19 protein-coding genes and 1 pseudogene are annotated in these 15,547 nt (G+C 67.8%); 8 read left to right on the top strand and 12 right to left on the bottom strand.

What is annotated here, in order from left to right; genetic code table 11:
• Positions 1-104 precede the first annotated feature (104 nt).
• The 10 genes and pseudogenes from OG552_RS17490 to OG552_RS17445 form a co-directional block, all read right to left on the bottom strand.
• A complete protein-coding gene (locus OG552_RS17490; RefSeq protein WP_329133970.1) occupies positions 105-1,523 on the bottom strand; it encodes a tyrosine-type recombinase/integrase in 1,419 nt (472 codons plus the stop codon).
• Between the two features lie 62 nt (positions 1,524-1,585).
• Positions 1,586-1,756 (bottom strand): annotated as a pseudogene (locus OG552_RS17485) (helix-turn-helix transcriptional regulator); the annotation flags it as partial.
• A gap of 158 nt (positions 1,757-1,914) precedes the next feature.
• On the bottom strand, positions 1,915-2,217 hold the full coding sequence (locus OG552_RS17480; RefSeq protein ID WP_329133968.1) for a DUF6303 family protein: 303 nt from the start codon (positions 2,215-2,217) through the stop codon (positions 1,915-1,917).
• Positions 2,217-2,762 carry a hypothetical protein gene (locus OG552_RS17475; RefSeq protein WP_329133966.1) on the bottom strand — a complete coding sequence of 182 codons (546 nt, stop codon included), beginning with the start codon at positions 2,760-2,762 and terminating at the stop codon, positions 2,217-2,219. The genes OG552_RS17480 and OG552_RS17475 overlap by 1 nt, the downstream gene beginning before the upstream one ends.
• A gap of 26 nt (positions 2,763-2,788) precedes the next feature.
• Complete coding sequence (locus OG552_RS17470) at positions 2,789-3,013, bottom strand: hypothetical protein (RefSeq protein WP_329133964.1); 225 nt, start codon at positions 3,011-3,013, stop codon at positions 2,789-2,791.
• A 17-nt stretch (positions 3,014-3,030) separates the two neighbouring features.
• On the bottom strand, positions 3,031-3,219 hold the full coding sequence (locus OG552_RS17465) for a hypothetical protein (RefSeq protein WP_329133962.1): 189 nt from the start codon (positions 3,217-3,219) through the stop codon (positions 3,031-3,033).
• Positions 3,220-3,243: 24 nt separating this feature from the next.
• Positions 3,244-3,495 carry a hypothetical protein gene (locus OG552_RS17460; RefSeq protein ID WP_329133961.1) on the bottom strand — a complete coding sequence of 84 codons (252 nt, stop codon included), beginning with the start codon at positions 3,493-3,495 and terminating at the stop codon, positions 3,244-3,246.
• A gap of 103 nt (positions 3,496-3,598) precedes the next feature.
• On the bottom strand, positions 3,599-5,671 hold the full coding sequence (locus tag OG552_RS17455) for a cell division protein FtsK (protein WP_443070952.1): 2,073 nt from the start codon (positions 5,669-5,671) through the stop codon (positions 3,599-3,601).
• 28 nt (positions 5,672-5,699) lie between these two features.
• A complete protein-coding gene (locus OG552_RS17450) occupies positions 5,700-6,851 on the bottom strand; it encodes a hypothetical protein (RefSeq protein ID WP_443070951.1) in 1,152 nt (383 codons plus the stop codon).
• Entirely contained in the window at positions 6,848-7,003 is a 156-nt protein-coding gene (locus tag OG552_RS17445; RefSeq protein ID WP_329133957.1) for a hypothetical protein, read from the bottom strand. The genes OG552_RS17450 and OG552_RS17445 overlap by 4 nt, the downstream gene beginning before the upstream one ends.
• 494 nt (positions 7,004-7,497) lie before the next feature.
• On the opposite strand from OG552_RS17445, the gene OG552_RS17440 reads away from it, so the two are divergent.
• From OG552_RS17440 to OG552_RS17430, 3 genes are all read left to right on the top strand, one after another.
• A complete protein-coding gene (locus tag OG552_RS17440) occupies positions 7,498-8,286 on the top strand; it encodes a GntR family transcriptional regulator (RefSeq protein WP_329140891.1) in 789 nt (262 codons plus the stop codon).
• Positions 8,283-9,050: a glycosyltransferase family 2 protein gene (locus tag OG552_RS17435; RefSeq protein ID WP_329133955.1), complete on the top strand. Its 768-nt coding sequence runs from the start codon at positions 8,283-8,285 to the stop codon at positions 9,048-9,050. The genes OG552_RS17440 and OG552_RS17435 overlap by 4 nt, the downstream gene beginning before the upstream one ends.
• Positions 9,051-9,193: 143 nt before the next feature.
• The gene (locus tag OG552_RS17430) at positions 9,194-10,306 is read left to right on the top strand and encodes a hypothetical protein (RefSeq protein WP_329133953.1); all 1,113 of its coding nucleotides are present in this window, start codon (positions 9,194-9,196) and stop codon (positions 10,304-10,306) included.
• Here OG552_RS17430 and OG552_RS17425 read toward each other — a convergent pair.
• Positions 10,296-11,051, bottom strand: a complete 756-nt coding sequence (locus OG552_RS17425; protein WP_329133951.1) for a GntR family transcriptional regulator — start codon at positions 11,049-11,051, stop codon at positions 10,296-10,298. The two genes, OG552_RS17430 and OG552_RS17425, sit on opposite strands and share 11 nt — an antisense overlap.
• A 79-nt stretch (positions 11,052-11,130) precedes the next feature.
• Between OG552_RS17425 and OG552_RS17420 the strand changes: the two genes are divergently transcribed.
• From OG552_RS17420 to OG552_RS17405, 4 genes are all read left to right on the top strand, one after another.
• Positions 11,131-11,409 carry a hypothetical protein gene (locus OG552_RS17420; protein ID WP_329133949.1) on the top strand — a complete coding sequence of 93 codons (279 nt, stop codon included), beginning with the start codon at positions 11,131-11,133 and terminating at the stop codon, positions 11,407-11,409.
• Positions 11,410-11,672: 263 nt separating this feature from the next.
• Positions 11,673-12,368, top strand: coding sequence for a GntR family transcriptional regulator (locus OG552_RS17415; RefSeq protein ID WP_329133946.1), 696 nt, complete (start codon positions 11,673-11,675; stop codon positions 12,366-12,368).
• Complete coding sequence (locus OG552_RS17410; RefSeq protein WP_329133944.1) at positions 12,365-13,195, top strand: ATP-binding protein; 831 nt, start codon at positions 12,365-12,367, stop codon at positions 13,193-13,195. The genes OG552_RS17415 and OG552_RS17410 overlap by 4 nt, the downstream gene beginning before the upstream one ends.
• The gene (locus tag OG552_RS17405) at positions 13,186-13,665 is read left to right on the top strand and encodes a DUF6907 domain-containing protein (RefSeq protein WP_329133942.1); all 480 of its coding nucleotides are present in this window, start codon (positions 13,186-13,188) and stop codon (positions 13,663-13,665) included. Before OG552_RS17410 ends, OG552_RS17405 begins: the two co-directional genes overlap by 10 nt.
• Before the next feature lie 67 nt (positions 13,666-13,732).
• Here the strand turns inward: OG552_RS17405 and OG552_RS17400 are convergent, their stop codons facing one another.
• The gene (locus OG552_RS17400) at positions 13,733-14,653 is read right to left on the bottom strand and encodes an FkbM family methyltransferase (protein ID WP_329133940.1); all 921 of its coding nucleotides are present in this window, start codon (positions 14,651-14,653) and stop codon (positions 13,733-13,735) included.
• 146 nt (positions 14,654-14,799) lie between these two features.
• On the opposite strand from OG552_RS17400, the gene OG552_RS17395 reads away from it, so the two are divergent.
• Entirely contained in the window at positions 14,800-15,366 is a 567-nt protein-coding gene (locus OG552_RS17395) for a hypothetical protein (protein ID WP_329133938.1), read from the top strand.
• Positions 15,367-15,547: the final 181 nt, after the last annotated feature.

Genomic DNA, 15,547 nt, shown 5'->3' with positions numbered 1-15,547 from the left:
TCTCGCCTCCGGCCGCCTGTGTCCCGCCGTGCGCCAGTGCGTGTGGACCAGGAGTGGACCGGATTCGGGGGTGTCAGCCCTGGTCAGGATCGTCGAGGCACCTGTCATCCAGCGTCTTCCGCGAGAGCTTGGGCGATGCGTTCGTTGTCCTGATGCCGGCGGCCGGTGATGACCTTCGCGTAGAAGCGGTAGAGGACGGCAACGCTGTGGCCGGCGCGGCGGGCTACCTCGGTGGCTTCAACACCGGAGCTGAGCCAGAGGGAGACGCCCGCGTGGCGGAGGGAGTACGGGACCTCGGCGAGGGGTGTGGCTGCTTCCTCCGGGGAGAGGGCCTTCTGGCGGGCCGCCTTCCAGAGGTCGGCGTACTCGGTGGAGCGGACCCGGCCACCGCCCGCCGCGCGGAAGAGGCGGCCGTCGGGTGCGGTGCCGTAGTTCGCCCCGTGCGACCGGAGCAGAGTCACAAGTACGGGCGGGACCGGTACGGAGCGAGTGGCCTTGCGGGCTCGCCGCTTGAGGCCCCGCTGTTCGTAGGAGCGTCCGTCGTCCGTCCACCCCGCACCGACCTCGGGGCGGCTCTCGGCGAGGACGAGTTCACCCCATTTGGTCTCGGGGCCGCCGTCGGCAGGCGGAGCTGGCAGCACACAGTCAGCCTCACTGAGCGCCGCCACTTCTCCGGGCCGCATCGCGGCGTAGTAGAGGCAGCCGAAGAACGCTTCCAGGTGCTCACCGCGCGGCCCCTGCTCGCGAACGGCAGCGATCAGACTTCGAGCCTGTCGGGGGTTGGGGACGTAACGGAAATCGATCTCGTCGTCCGTGTCCGGGGGCTGCCAATCCACCTTGCTGAGCGGGAACGCGGCCAAGACCTCGCATTCGACCGCGTAGCGGAGCGCGTTGCTGAACACCGTGTACTTGCGGTGGATGGTGGTCTCGGCGGCCTTGGCACCGTCCTGCCGGAGCGACAGGGCATCCAAGGCGGTACGTAATGTCGCAGCCCGATCGAGTTCCGCCATGTCAACCGACTTCCGACTCATCCAGTCCAAGGCGGCGGCGATCTCGGCCTGCGGTTCCTCCATCTGATACCGCGGCTTTAGTTGACCATAGCCTTCGTCCCGCACGAAGCGGAAGGCCCACGCATAGAGCGCGATCCGCAGCGCGCCTCGGGCGGGGGCGCCGCGGGTGTCACGGACGAGGACCGGCGTGATGGTTGCGAGAGCTTCCGCGATGCCCGCCCGGTGCTTGGCCGAGGCGCTCGGCCACTTCATCCGGGCGTAACCGCTCGCGTGCGCATACCAGGTCGGTGACTGCAACCGGCGGAACTCCGACGCGGGCAGCCCCGAGGTCACGTCGAACTGCTCACGGTCGCGGAGCGCGTTCAGAAGTTCCGTTCGTCGGCCGTCGGCCTGTTCCTTCACCCGGTAGCTCTTGGAGTGGGGCTGGGGACCGACTTTCCAGCGGAGTTGATAGGGGTTGGCCCGATTGGGACGCTTGCGGATACTCCAGATCTTCACGTCATAGGTGAGCATGACGGACCTCCAACAGGAGGGGGGTGCGCCCCTGGACGAGAGGGAGGCACCCCCGGTGCGAGTCAGATGGCGGTTTCCTCGTACTGCTCAAGCCACCTGTCGAGGTCGCTGCGGCGAACGCGTAGCTGACCGTTCGGGAGCTTGATGCACCTCGGCCCCTTGCCCCGAGCGCGGAGCCGGTAGAAGGCAGCGCGGGACATGCCGAGTTCGTCGAGGACTTCGGGGAGCTTGAGATTGCGGCGTGCCGATGCCGTCTGACTCCCGCTCGGCCGAAGCCCGAGCGGTGGCGACGGGGTGTGCGGCATCCTGTTGGCACCTCCTGTGTCTTTGATGGGCTGGGAGGGCCGGAGCAGCGGGTTTCGTCGGCGCGAGGGCCGCTGCTCCGGGCTGGTCAGTCGTCCGGGGTGTTGGGCGTGACGGTGGTGGTGGCGATCAGGGAGACGGTGCCGTCGGGGTCACCCTCGAAGGTGGTTTCCATCCACTCCCAGGTGTGGTGGTCGTCGGCGATCGGGGCGTAGCCGAGCGATTCGAGGGCGGCGTTCCGAGCTGCGGGGCTGGAGACTCCGGCGGTGATGGGGAACGGGACGTGCGGCCATCGGGATTCGTCGGGGAGGGCGACGAAGACCTGCCATTCGGTGCCGTCCCAGGACGTGATCATGTGGGCGCGGAGCGGGTGGATCAGACGCACGGGCATTAACTCGCCTTCGTGAGGAAGCCGTTGGTCTTGGCGAGGTCGAGCAGGTGGTGGAGCGTACGTTCGGCGCGCTCGCCGTAGGCGCACGCGGTGTCGGCCAGGTCGGGGCTCTCGTTGTCCCGGGCGGTGAGGAGCCGGCCGCGGAGGGCGGCGAGGTCGCGGGCGCCGGCGCGGACGGTGAGGGACTGGCTGAGGTCCGGGAGCACCGGGTCCGGGCTGGCCGGGGCGTGGCGGGGGCGCTCGTTGCGAAGTACGGCGGTGAGGGTGTGGGCGGTGCCGTAGGCGTAGGCGAGCGTGGCGGCCTCGTACAGCTCGCGGATTTGCTGCTCCAACCTCGTGTAGAGCGTGGTGAGTTGGCGGAGAGTGTGCTCGTGGGGGCGTACGGGGCCGGCCGCGGACATGACGATGCCCGGGGCCGGGGTGACGCGAGTCGGATCGGTGGTCCACAGGGCGTGGGTCGCGTGCTGGTGGGCGGCACGGAGTTCGCGGGCGGTGGTGGCCAGCGCGTGGACGCCGGCGGTGAGGGTGACGTGCCAGGCGGTCATGGGGTCCTCCGTTGAGTCGGTCGGGCTCAGACGAGGTGCTGGAGCACGGGGTTGCCCGGGGCGGTGCTGAGCAACGCGGTGCGGAGGTCGGTGCCCACGGCGGCGAGTCGCTGTTCGATGGCCTGCCAGGACTCGGGATCGATGGACATCAACGCGGCGATGGCGGTGGGACCTTGGCCGTGTTCGAGGGCGGTCAGGACATCGCGGAGTTCCGCGACAGCCATCAGGGAGATGCGGGGCGGGGTGCACATGTCGTTTCCCTTCGTGGTCAGTTGCCGGGGACGGCGTCGCGCAGGGCGGTCATGATGTGGTCGACGGACGGTGCGGCGCCGCTGCGGGCGAGGTAGAAGCCGAACAGCAGCGCGACGATCGCGGCGCCGGCACTGACCGCCCGGTAGCGCATGAGCAGCGCGAGCAGGACGCCGAAGAGGACGAGGGCGGAGAGGGTGAAGGCCATGGGTGTTCCCCCTTGTGCGGTGGGCTAGTTGTTGCCTTCGCGGTGGAGCCGGGAGACGAGGTTGTAGAGGTGGCGGCCGATCCGGACGCGTTGTCCGTAGCCGCGGCAGCGACGGCACGTCTTGCCGCGGACGAGCCGCCCGCGTCGGTTCTGGTGGACCTTGAAGCCGAAGCCGCCGCACTTGCGGCAGATGCCGAGCGGGCTGAGCGCGCAGAGGGCGGCGTACCCGAGGAGTGCGACGAGGACGAGCGGTACAGCGGTGGCGAGAGAGAGCATCCAGGGCCCCTTTCAGGGCGGGATGAGGATGTGCGGAAGCGGGGCCGCTAGTGGCTAGAAGCCAGGCCAAGCGGCATGTGGGCTGCTAGCAGAGCTGCTAGACCTAGCGGGGGTCGGTGCTGGCGTCGGTGCCCGTCGGGCCGTCCCGTCGGACGGTCGCTTCGGTGATGTCCGTACGACGCAGCCCCCGCCGGTTCACGCCCTTGCCGTCATCGGTGGTGCCCCAGATTTGGACACTGCGAATGCCGTACGGCTTGACGGCGCTCGCCAGTTGCTCGGGTGTCCACTCGCCGTAGACGTCGGCTCGGAGTTCGGCAAGGCGGACGATGATGTCCTCGCTCCATGCCTTCGCCTTGCCGGACGGGAAAGCGGCGGCGAGGTCGGCGAGAAGGTCGTACGAGGGCCGGTCCGCCGCAGGCTCTTCGCCGAGCGCGTGGCCGGTGAGCGTGCCGGCCCGCTTCCGTAGCCCGTGGATACGGACTGCCAGGTCGTCGGCGGTGGGGGCGTTGACCTCAACGCAGCGGACGATACGGGCGTCGGCGCCCTCACCGACGAACCAGCAGATTCCCTTGTCGCCCCACGCAAGGGTGTTGGCCCGAATGCCGCGCTTGTACGAGCCGGTGCCGAGGATCATGTCGTTCTCGATCTGGCCCATGACCTTGAGACACCAACGGACCGTGGCGTTCGCGGAGATGCCGGTCGGAAGGGACTTGGAATCGGGCCGTTGGGTGGCCAGGAGGAGCGTGATTGCGAGGGCCGGGCCGCGCTTGACCAGGTCGGTGCAGTGCTCCTCGAACTCCGCCCCGTGCAGCGGGTGTTCGAACCACTTCTGGCACTCGTCCACGCCGATCAGCATGGGGTGCAGACCGAGTTTGCGCATGTCGGCGAGCGCGGAGGTCACCTTCGACTCCGGGCAGAGGTCTTTCGGGAGTTCGCGGATGACCTTTGCCCGGCGCCGCAACTCCGTCCGCAACTCGCGGAGATCGGCCAGGGCGTACGCGATGTCGTCCTCTTCCTCGCCGGCCCGGTAGCGGTGGGCGACGCGGGCGAGGGCGGAGAGATCGCCTGTGCCCTTGAGGTCGTACGCGTGGATCTCGGCGCGCACGTCCATCGCGGCGATCAGCAGGACCAGGCGGAGGAGATACGTCTTACCCATCCGGGGGACGGCCCCGATGATTCCGGACACGTACATCAACGACTGTGCGACCCAGCGCCCGCGTTGGTCGGTGCCGAACGGCTGGGCCTGGAACAGATCGAGCGGCTTGCCCTCCAACAGCGGCCACTTGGGCGGGCGCGTCCGGGACATGTCCTGGTCTCCGACCCAGAGCCGGAGCCGGCCGGTGTGCTCGTCCGGCACAGTCTCGGGCCAGACGCACCCGAGCGGGCGCCGCAGTCCGGAGGCCAACTTCTCCCGTCGGTCGATGACATCGGTCACCGTGACGCCGTACGGGAGATCGCCCTCGGCGAGCCAGCCGGGGCCGTCGCGGGTGATCGGCGCGGTGAAGCCGAAGCCCGGACTGCCCTTTGCCTGGGCCTGGTTGATGGCCGGAATGCCGAGAGCGCCGAGGGCGCGAAGCACGATGTCGCTCGTGAGCCGGCTGGCACGCGGAATTTCCACAGCCCTGTGGATAACGGGCGCATCGGCGGCTTGGCCGAGCCGACCGAGAGCGAGGGTGGCGATGGCGCCGGAGACGATGAGCAGCCACTCCGGCGCAAGTACGTACAGCGCGCAGGTTATTGCAGTGCCGATGATCATGGTCGCCAAGCCGAGGACCGTACGCCACCGCACACGCCGATCGCGCTGCCGCGAGAGCTTCAGGTACTCGCCAACGTCCTCCCGGGCGGCGGCCCCGTGCCGCAACGGCTCACCTTCCGCGTCGGACAGCCACCGCAGCGAGCCCCGCATCAACCGGGCGGAGCCGCGCGGAGCTTGGAGGGTGAGGCGAAGGACGTACCACGGTGTGCGCAGCGCGTGATAGGCGGCGACGTGCCACCCGTACACGGCGACACCGCGGGCGGCCAGGGTGAACTCCTGGCGTGAGTGCGCCCAAGTGGGGACGACGGGGCGTCGGCGGGCACCCCGCAGTGTGCTCTCCACGCGCGCCGGCCTCGGGGGCTTGTCCACGAGGAGTTGGAGGGGTGAATCGGGTATCGGTACCGGTGAATCTTGCTGCACTGGTTGTTCCTCCTGGCCGGTGACGGGATCAGGACTTCGCTTCGGGTGTGCTCGGGGTGTTCACCGGACGCGGACCGCGTTCGGCGTCGAGGCGGACGAACACGGTGTGGACGTAGCTCGGAGCCCGGGTCGCGCGCCGGGCGGTTTCGCGGACGCTGAGCCCGGCGGCCCAGCCGCTTTCGATCGCGGCCATGGCTTCGGCGGCGGCGAGCTTGGCGGGCGGACGTTCAGGCGGACGCGCATCGGCGTCCGGCCTGGGATCGGTGAACATCGGCCGGGGGTAATGGCGAACGTTCGCCGTGGCCTGAGCCATCTGCCGTCGGACCTGGCCGGCCAGCGCTGAGGCGGACGGGTCCGGCGCCGGGGTCCAGGGGGACGCGAGGGCGATCGTCGCGAGCGATGCCGCGTTCCGCCGGGCGGCGAGCTGATCGAGGAGCTTGTGGCGCTGTTCGTCGTCGGTGCCGACGGAGGCCCTGGCCACCGCAGCGGAAAGGCGGTGGGCGATACGGCGCCCGCGCCGGCCGGCTCGCCGCTGCGCCGGGATCTCGGCGAGCCGCGCGGCAAGAGTGACCGCTCGTACGGTGGCGCGGTCGCGGGTGATCTGGGCGGCGTCGCGCTGGCGTTCGGCGATGCCGAGCCGGGAGAGCAACCGTTCACGCAACTCCCTCGCCAGCAGCGCTCCGAAGCCGTTGGACGATGCCTCGGGTGTACGGTGCCGCAGCTCGATGCCCATGGCGAGATGCCACAGCATGGCCGCCATCACCGGCCCGACGAACGCCCGGACCGTGCCGCCCACCGGCCCCGACTCGGCGTACGCCGGGATGATCTGCACGCCGGTGATCACCCAGACCAGTACCCCTGGAACGCCGGGCGCCGCGTTCGGACCGTTGAGGTTCTGCCGCGCCATCAACGCCGTTGCGAAGAGGGCGAGTTCGGCTGCACCGAACATCGCGCCGCGTTCAACCACGCCGGCCATGTCGAGGTAGTCGGCGGCGAACCGCCACGACGTATCGGCGCTGTAGGCCGTGCAGCCGACCGCGGCCAGGGCGGCAACCCGGATCGCGGGGGCGCCCTCCCGAAGATGCCGAACAGCAATCATGCCAACCATGCCAACGATGACAAGAGCGGCAAGGACGTACGTGATTCGGGCCTCGGGGGCGACAGCGGAGAGGACGTTCACGCCGCCTCCTTCGGCCGCGCCGCCGGAGCCGCACGACCGTCCGCCCGCATCAACTCGGCACCGCCGAGCCGTACGGCGAACAGCGCGTCCTGCATGGCGATGTCGTCCGCCGCGCCCGCTTCCAGCAGCTCCGCGAGCACTTCACGGGCCACGGCCAGGCGCGCCGCCCGCTGGTCGGTCGGCTCCCCCGGGAGCCCCCGGAACAAGTCCCGGAAGTGGCCCGGGAGTTCGGCTAAATCGGCTTCGTCGCCGCATTGGCAGCGACGCGGACACGTACACATGACTCTCCTGACCTCGGACGTAACGAGATGGGGACGGGTGACGGTGGCGCTGGACTGCCGGCCGCCACGGGACGAGTAGTCATGACCTCCGGCACCGACCGACGCCGAGGTGGCGGTGGCCGTGCCGGGATCAAAAGCACTCGTTCGTTTCAGGCGCTCTGTGGAGTTTTCAAGGTGCGGACGCTGCCTTCGGGGCCGCTGGGCGGACCGTCCGGGGGCTTCTCCGGCCGTTCAGGTCCTCTAGAGATCCTGTCCTCAAGTTCTCTTTAGGAGTAAGAGAAACTATGAGGCATGGCCACTAACTCGTCAAGACCTCTTGAGGACTTGTATGCTGAAGGCGCCCGATGATCAGGACGGTGAGCCCCATGGCCAAGGCGTACGAACGGATCGCTGACGATCTACGTCATCGCATCCGCGCAGGTGAGCTGGGCCCAGGCGACCGCCTGCCGGCCGAGACGGTGCTCGTTGAGGAGCACGGCAAGAGCCTCCCGACGATTCGCCAGGCGCTGAGCCTGTTGCAGGCCGAGGGGCTGATCGAGAAGCAGCACGGCCGCGGCAACTTCGTACGCCGACCGCGTACGCAGGTGCGCCGCACGAACCTGCGCCACGAGTGGGAGAAGGGTCGGGCCCGGGACCCGGAGGCGGAGCGGGCGAAGACTGGCGCCACCGAGCACGACACCGGTCTCGAAGTGGATGACCTGGTCTTCCGCGCGGCTTACGAGGAGGTACCGGCGGCGCCCGAGATCGCGGAGGCGCTGGCCGTCCCGGTGGGTACGACGCTGGTCGAGCGTACGTACCGGACCCGGTACCGCGCGGAGCCGGCGCCGTTCACGCTCGTACGGTCTTACCTCGTACGCGACCTGGTCGCCGCGAACCCCGCTCTCCTGGACGCCGCCAACGAGCCCTGGCCTGGCGGTACGCAGAGCCAACTCTTCACGCTCGGCATCGAGTTGGACCGGGTGGAAGAGCTGGTCACGGCCCGGCCGCCGACGGCTGAGGAGACGGAGGAACTGGCGTTGCCGCCGGGCACGGCGGTCATCGTGCTGCGCAAGACGTCGTACGACACCGATGACCGTCCGGTCGAGCACTCCGAGGTGATCCTGCCGGGCGACCGCACGGAAATGCTGTTCACCACTCGCCTGGAAAGGTGGTGACCGGCGTGCCGGCTCGCCGCATCGACGTCATCACCGCCGTGCACGCGCCTTCGGCGCCCTTCCTCGCGGAGGCGTACAAATCGCTGTGCGCGCAGGAACTCCCGGACGGTTGGGAGTGGCACTGGATCATCCAGGAGGACGGCCAGGGCGCGGAGGTCCCGCCGCACGTCCCGGACGACCCGCGCATCACCTTCCACCAGGGCCGGCCCGGCGGGCCCGGCGTCGCCCGCACAATGGCCCTCGCCTACTCGACCGGGCCCTACGTCAAAGTCCTCGACGCCGACGACCAGTTGACCCCGGGCGCCCTCGCCCGCGACCTCGCGCTGCTGGAGGCCGACCCGGAACTCGGCTGGACGACGTCCCGCGTCCTGGATTTGCTGCCCGACGGCTCAACGGCCGGCTTCGACCAGGACCCGGACGACGGCCCGATCGCAAAGGGCACCGTCTACGAGCACTGGAAGGCGAACGGCTACCGCGCCCAGGTCCACCCGGCGACCCTCTTCATCCGCCATAACCTCCTGCTGGCGCTGGGCGGTTGGATGGCCCTCCCCGCCTCGGAAGACACCGGCCTTCTGCTGGCCCTCAACGCGGTATCCCCGGGCTGGTTCACCAGGGAATACGGTCTCTTCTACCGCAAGTGGCCCGGCCAGGCGACCGCGCAGAACTCGCACATGGACGAGGGGGAGTGGGCTGCGCGGGTAGCAATCCTTGCAGAACGTGTCCTTGCCCTGGCTGCGCAGTCGCGGCGGCACCCGTGGGTCTGACGGGCTGACGATAACGAGTCGTCTGTGGCGTCCAGTATCTGGGCAAGGCGAGGCACTCTCACTTCAAGGTCTCAAAAAATTGCCGCTGGGGCTTGTTCAGACAGCTAGTAAGTAGAGAGTCCCGACGCAGCGAGGTGTCCCCTATGCCCGATTGGCGTGAATACTTTGGAATGCCCGAGAAATTATATCCGGTCTCGGATGTTGAATTCACGGGTGTGAAAGTATCCCAGTCGCTTGCGAAAAGTTCAATCTTCTTTGTGACGAGCGGGGGAGTGCCGATAGCGGTGTCTTACACAAAGGGGAAGTGGATCGACTCCGCATCTCTCGAATCCGCACGCTTGAGGCATTCTGATTTGGCTGGCCCCATCGGTGATTATGTACATGTCTCGAGGGTTTCCTTCTTGGGTGTCGGCGTGGGGTCTGGAGAGAAGAGTGATCTCCTGACCTCTGCATTTGAGTACGAGGACGGGAGTATGGTGCGGATCCATTGTTCGCGGGGTCTGGAGATGGAGATCGACTATCACCCATTCGGTATTTCCGCGATCAACCTCATGGTCTCGAAGTATTCGATCTACGATGACGCGATACGTACCAGGGGCTGTTTTCTTTCGGGCGATCTTGGCGAGCTGGATAGATTCATTTGCCAGTACATCGGCCGGGATTACCTTGTGAGGCGGCGTGCGGCGGTTGCAAGCGCACTCCTGATGGACGACTGGATAGCGGAACGCCAGTCAGATGATCGGTTCATCGAAAATTTCAAGAGGCTGATACGCAGGCAGAACTCTGCATGGAAGCCTTTAGGGGAGCTCCAGCTGAATTATCAGTACGTAGGCTCCTTGGATTCGCTCGTCGATCAAAAGGATCTCGGGCACGGTGCGCTGATCGATGCGATCGTCGGCGAGGTTTCGCCGGAGGTTCAGATTTTTTCTCCGGATCTTGACCCGCGAGACCCGGGGCGCACAGAGCGCCTGGTGATGCCAATAATTGACAAGGGTATTTGTGATTTGTTGATGCGGCTAAAACCGATTGAGCGTCGTACTGTATTCTCATGGATATCCGACTCATGGGATGCTTCGGAGAGGTCGTGGGAATCGGCGGCTAGATATGCCGGGCACGCGGATCCCGGGAAGTTTGGGGAAAGAGTTAGGAGAAAGGTTCGAAGGATGGGTGACGAGATGGAGCGTAGAGGGTCACTACGGGTGGACGTGCTGGGACGTGCGAGGAATTCAGCAGCCAGTCGACCAACTAATGCGTAACCGGGACCTCGTAGACGATCTCGCAGGTCGCCGCAGGTACGACGATATCCGCCGTCTCCACCGGCCGGCCGTCTTCCGCGTAGTACGTCCGCACGATGTGCGTCGCCAGCGTGCCCTTCTGGACGCCGAGCAGCGCGGCCTCCTCGGCAGTCACCGCCCTTGGTGAGGGCTGCTCCACCGCGCGGCTGACCGTGACGCCGACCTCCGCCATCCGCCGCACCACGCCCGCCCCGGCGTGCGGACCGCCCTCGGGCAGGACGATCGGTGTGCCGGCCGTCAGCGCGTACGGTTCCCAACTGGTCGAGAGTTGCACCGGCTTGCCGTCCGCCAGGAACTCGTAGGCCGTGCGCACGCACAACTCACCCTCGGCGATGCCGAGTCGGGCCGCGATCTCCGCCGGCGCCGGAACCTTGGCGTCTGTGCGGCTCTCCCACGTCCCCCGCCGACCGAGCGCCGCCATGTCCGACTGGAAGGGCGAACCGCCCGCCTGCTCGCGGTAGATCGACCGCACCATCCGCAGTCGCTCGCGTGGCTCGGCCACGTACGTGCCCGAGCCGGCCCGGCCCTCGAGGACTCCCAGCGAGATCAGCAACTCCTGTGCGCGCCGTATGACGTTGTCGCCGACGCCGTACTGCTGACCGAGTTCGGCGCGCGAGGGGAGGCGATCCCCGGGCATCCAGTCCCGGTTGGCGATGCGCTCGCGGAGCACGTCGGCGATGCGGAGGTACGGCGGCTGATCAGGCATGTGGACAATCTAGTCCACTAGCTCTAATCTAGTTAACTAGCATCACAGAGGGTGCTCACTCGGCAACGGAGGACGCCTTGTGCCACCACGCGACGCCCGTATCGCCGACATCGCCGCGCGCTTCGCCGCCGCCGGACTCGTACCGCAAGTGAAGGAGTACGCCGACCGCACATCCATCGAGGCGCGGGTGCCCGAGCCCTTTCCGGAGGAGACCTGGCCGGCCCTCCTGGCTCTCCTCGAAACGGCCGACTCCTTCGGCCTCGTGACCACCACTCGGGGCCGCTCAGTATGGGCCGCCGTGCGCAAGGACGCCCCCGCTCCCGCCGACGCCGCCGAGACGCCACAAGATCAGCCTTAGGAGCTGACCGCCGTGTTCCATCAATTCCGCCGAGCCGCCGCCCGGATCACCTGGCACCTCTTTACCGCTACGGGAACTCATCGCCAACACCTGCCTTTGAGCACGCGCATAAGCCAACCGGCCAGCGCGGGCTTACGGCGACAGCCCGCGCTGCTGTTCCCGCACCCGGACGATCAACCCGTCGTCCGCCCGTACCTCCTCACGCCCGAGGAATGGGCGCGGCGCCGTGCGGAATCCCGCCCAAGAGACGTGGCGCAGACACTATGACCGCTCGCCACCAGCAAGTTGCCGACGATCTGCGCCGCCTCATCGCATCGGGCATGCACCCTGCGGGGGAGCGGCTGCCATCCGAGTCACGGCTCGCCGCTCGGTACCACGTCAGTACGCCGACACTCCGCGACGCCCTCGAACTCCTCCGTGCCGAGGGACTGATCGAGAAGTTCCAGGGCCGCGGCAACTACGTCCGTCTGCCGTCCGATCGCCTCACCTATCCGGGATCCGGAGGCAATGACCTCCACGTGCAAGTGAGTTGGGCTGACATCTCGGCCAGCGGCGAACTGGCCACCCGATTGCGTATCTCACCGGATACCCCGATCACGGAGTACACCTGCCTGTCCCACCGCGCCGACTCCCCGCAGTGCGTCGCACACATCTACGTTCCGCACACCGCAAGCCGCGCCCACGATTCGCCCGTCGGCGTATCCCCTTGGGGTGACGACATCCTCACCGCGGCGGTGTCGGCGCCGCTGACCAGCACCGACCAGGTCACCGCCCGGTTCCCCTCCGCGGCGGAAGCACAGTCGTTGCGCATCGGCGCCCGTACACCTGTCCTCGCGGTCCAACGGACCGTGGCAGCGGACGACGGCCACATCGTCGCGTTCTCGTTGCTCGTCCTCCCTGGTGACCGCGCGGAGGTCGCCTTCCTCACCCGGATCAACACGAAAGCCGAAGCGCCATGACCGACACCCCAACGGCCCACCCCTTCAGGCCCCCTGAGCCCAGTCCGGAATCCGCACTGCCGCGTCTGCTTCCGTGGACGACTTCGGAGGGGAAGCCTGCTTACCTGAGCGCCGCCGGCGGCTTCCTCTCTGCCGTCGCCGATGACGTTGAGAAGGTTCAGCTCGACTCGGCGCAGCAGGTGTTGGACATTGCCCATGTCGTGCTGGACAACCCCGAGGCCAGCCACGACGAACTGCGCTTCGCGGGAAGGCGGTTGCGCGAATCCCTCCGGGACACGCTGCGCGTGGCGGTGAGCAGACGGCTGTACGCGCGCGAGCTGTCGAACTCGTCGTGCGTGGTGAGGCGATGGCCGCACGACCCTCGATCCGTCGGGCCGGCTCGCCACGAACTGCGCCGCGCCCTGGAAGCATGGGGGCTGGGCGAGTTGGCGGACCAGGCCGAACTCGTCCTGTCCGAACTCCTCACCAACGCCGTCCGCCACGGAATCCCGGCGGAAGGGCGCGAGATTGAGACGCGGTACAAGTGCATAGGCGCGGGCGTACGGATCGAGGTGCACGACACCAACGAGTCCCGGCCGGTGCTTCAAAAAGCCGCCGCCGATGCGGAATCGGGCCGCGGTTTGAGCCTGGTCGATGCTGTTACGGGATCCCGCTGGGGAGTCAGCGAACGAGACGGGGTCGGGAAGTTGGTATGGGCAGTCGTCGGTGCAGAAGGCGAGCTGCCGGAGCTAGCCGTATTACCGAGTCCCAGCGCGGGAACGAAGCTTCTGCGGGCTCCGCGCCATCGAGTTCCGTGCCCTCGTCCAACAGTTCGGCGGTGCCCGTAGATTTCCTTCATACGTGGACCATCGAGACGACCGTGGACCACGCAGTCACGGGCTACCTCCCTGCGTGGGCCGAGGGTGATCCGACCGCAACCGATGTTCCACTCGGACGACTGGCTGTCGTGATGGCCGACATGAGCCACCAAGCGCCCTTCGACGGTCAGTTCGTGGCGGTTCGCTGTCCGTCGATGGAGACGGGGACCGAGACCTCGGACGTTGGAGATGGCCAGTCCAGCACCGAGTACATCCTCTGGGGCAACATCGAGTGCAGCCCCTACGCCCAAGATCCGAACCTCCGTGTCCCGGTCGTAAACATCGCTGTCATCGCGGACTTTTGGATAAACGGTCTCGATCCGGCAGGTCTCGCCGATGTCGCCGGCAAGCTCCGCGCCCAGGCGGATCGCCTGGACCACGAGGTCCGGCCCGCACTCATGGCGGCACGCGCGGACTGGGCTGCGCACCACCGCAGTTGAGCGCAGTTGAGCGACACACCTTCGCCCTCCCGCCACCGCGCTTTGCGGCAGCCGGAGGGCGAGGTGCTTACGGCAGCGTCTCGGCGTCGACCCGCGAGAAAATGAGGTCGCTTTCCCCGGTGATCGGGCCGCGCCAGCGGACGGGGACAGCGGCCGGGCCGCGCAGCGCGGTCGGGTACGACGTCGGCGCGTACTCGTTAGCGAGCCGGTAGACGTTGAAGCCGGCTTCGCGCATGGTGTCCAGCAACTCCACCACGTCGTCACCGAGTTGCGCCATGCGCTCCGGGGTCACTTCGACGGTGACCTCGGCGTCGGGCCGCAATTTGTCGAGCAAGGGCGCCATCCCGCGTACGACGCTGCCCTCCGCGCCTTCCACGTCCACCTTGACGACCCGGGCCCTGGCGATCTCGTCCTCTTCCAGGACATCAGGCAGTGGGAACGCCTCGATGTCGAAGGTGGACTCCGCGGGGCCGTCGTACGGGACGATGCTGTTGGCGCCCATGTTGTTCGAGCTGGCGAGTATGAAGGTAAGGGTCTGCTGCTTGTCGGAGACGGCAGTGTGGACGGCTCGGATGTTGGTGCAGTCGTTGAGGTGGGCGTTCTGAGCCAACCGGTCCTGGAAGTCCTGCGATGCCTCAATGGCGACGACGCGCCCCTCGGGACCGACGAGTTGGGACGCCAGCACGCTGAAGTAGCCGATGTTCGCGCCGACATCCACGAACGTGTCCCCAGGCGCGAGCCGACGCCGAAGCCACTGCGTCATCCGTGGCTCCCAGACGCCGAAGAGGTAGAGGTAGCGCTGGATGAGGTCCTGGGTATCAACGGCGAACCGGGCTCCGATGGCGGACTCGGTTACCCGGCGGCGCGGCTCGTCCCGCAGCCGCGGATTCAGCACGCCGGCGAGCGCGCCCTTGCCGATCGTCACGGGGGCGCTCCGCACGTACCACCGCCCGAGGGTGACCAGCGCCTCTGAAGTGGGGTTGCTCATGCGTACGCCTCTCCGCCGGGTGCCCTGCGCACCGTAACACCGCAGCCCGGCGTGTCCTGCGAGGCCAGTACGCCGAAGCCGGCCCCAAGCCTTCGCCGCTCCTCCTAAAATCCTCAAGACGTCTTTACGACTCGCGGGGCCGGGGGATGCGCGTGGACAGCTCCGAACAGCTCTTGACGATCGCCGCGGTGCTGCTGGGCGCGCTCTCGACGTACGCCACCAACTACTGGACCGAGCGGCAGCGCATCCGCCGCGAACTGCTGACGCGCTGGGACGACAAGAAGCTCGACGCGTACGAGAACTACGTCGACCGCGTCCGCGCGGCCGTCTTCCTCGCGGTGGAGCTGTACGAGCACCGTGAGGGCATCCGCCCGAGCGACGACCCGGAGCCGCAGCTCCGTACGCAGGTCGCGGACGCGATCCGCTTACAGGGCCGGGCCTTCGAGCGGATCATGCTGCTGGCCGGCGACGAGGTGATCGAGGCGGCTCACGCCTTGAACGCCGCCTCGCGCGAGGTGGACTGGCAGGCGACTGGCAGGACCCCGGGCACGCTGGGGGAGTGGCGCGACCGCAACCGCGCCGTCTTCCGAGCCATCAACGATTTCCACGAGGCCGCCCGCGAAGACCTCGGCGTCAGCGGTTCCGTCACGGGGGAGGCCCACCCGGAACGGGACCTACTGCTTCCGCCAGCGCGGCGGGACGGGGAGGGGTGAGATGGCGCCGAATGAGGACGTAAGCAGTCACGGAAGGGTGCTGCTCAGGCACGAGGCAGGGCGGCCTTACGTTCAGGCGTCTGGACATCTGCTTCTCCCGGCCTTGAGCGGGGTATCCGTAGCCGGAACAACCGGAATGCCGGAATTTCGACTCCTGAGTAAAAACGACGGTGCGCGCGCC

It is taken from the genome of Streptomyces sp. NBC_01476, assembly GCF_036227265.1.
Classification (GTDB): Bacteria; Actinomycetota; Actinomycetes; order Streptomycetales; family Streptomycetaceae; genus Actinacidiphila.
The sequence above is the reverse complement of the archived record's forward strand: the minus strand, read 5'-3'. Positions and strand labels throughout refer to the sequence as shown.

Excerpts from the sequence above, each read along its gene's own strand:
- OG552_RS17425 (WP_329133951.1), bottom strand. The coding sequence starts at position 11,051 with ATGCCTGATCAGCCGCCGTACCTCCGCATCGCCGACGTGCTCCGCGAG.
- OG552_RS17410 (WP_329133944.1), top strand. The coding sequence starts at position 12,365 with ATGACCGACACCCCAACGGCCCACCCCTTCAGGCCCCCTGAGCCCAGT.
- OG552_RS17430 (WP_329133953.1), top strand. The coding sequence starts at position 9,194 with ATGCCCGATTGGCGTGAATACTTTGGAATGCCCGAGAAATTATATCCG.
- OG552_RS17440 (WP_329140891.1), top strand. The coding sequence starts at position 7,498 with ATGGCCAAGGCGTACGAACGGATCGCTGACGATCTACGTCATCGCATC.
- OG552_RS17490 (WP_329133970.1), bottom strand. The coding sequence starts at position 1,523 with ATGCTCACCTATGACGTGAAGATCTGGAGTATCCGCAAGCGTCCCAAT.
- OG552_RS17480 (WP_329133968.1), bottom strand. The coding sequence starts at position 2,217 with ATGCCCGTGCGTCTGATCCACCCGCTCCGCGCCCACATGATCACGTCC.
- OG552_RS17400 (WP_329133940.1), bottom strand. The coding sequence starts at position 14,653 with ATGAGCAACCCCACTTCAGAGGCGCTGGTCACCCTCGGGCGGTGGTAC.
- OG552_RS17475 (WP_329133966.1), bottom strand. The coding sequence starts at position 2,762 with ATGACCGCCTGGCACGTCACCCTCACCGCCGGCGTCCACGCGCTGGCC.
- OG552_RS17395 (WP_329133938.1), top strand. The coding sequence starts at position 14,800 with ATGCGCGTGGACAGCTCCGAACAGCTCTTGACGATCGCCGCGGTGCTG.
- OG552_RS17460 (WP_329133961.1), bottom strand. The coding sequence starts at position 3,495 with ATGCTCTCTCTCGCCACCGCTGTACCGCTCGTCCTCGTCGCACTCCTC.
- OG552_RS17470 (WP_329133964.1), bottom strand. The coding sequence starts at position 3,013 with ATGTGCACCCCGCCCCGCATCTCCCTGATGGCTGTCGCGGAACTCCGC.
- OG552_RS17465 (WP_329133962.1), bottom strand. The coding sequence starts at position 3,219 with ATGGCCTTCACCCTCTCCGCCCTCGTCCTCTTCGGCGTCCTGCTCGCG.
- OG552_RS17415 (WP_329133946.1), top strand. The coding sequence starts at position 11,673 with ATGACCGCTCGCCACCAGCAAGTTGCCGACGATCTGCGCCGCCTCATC.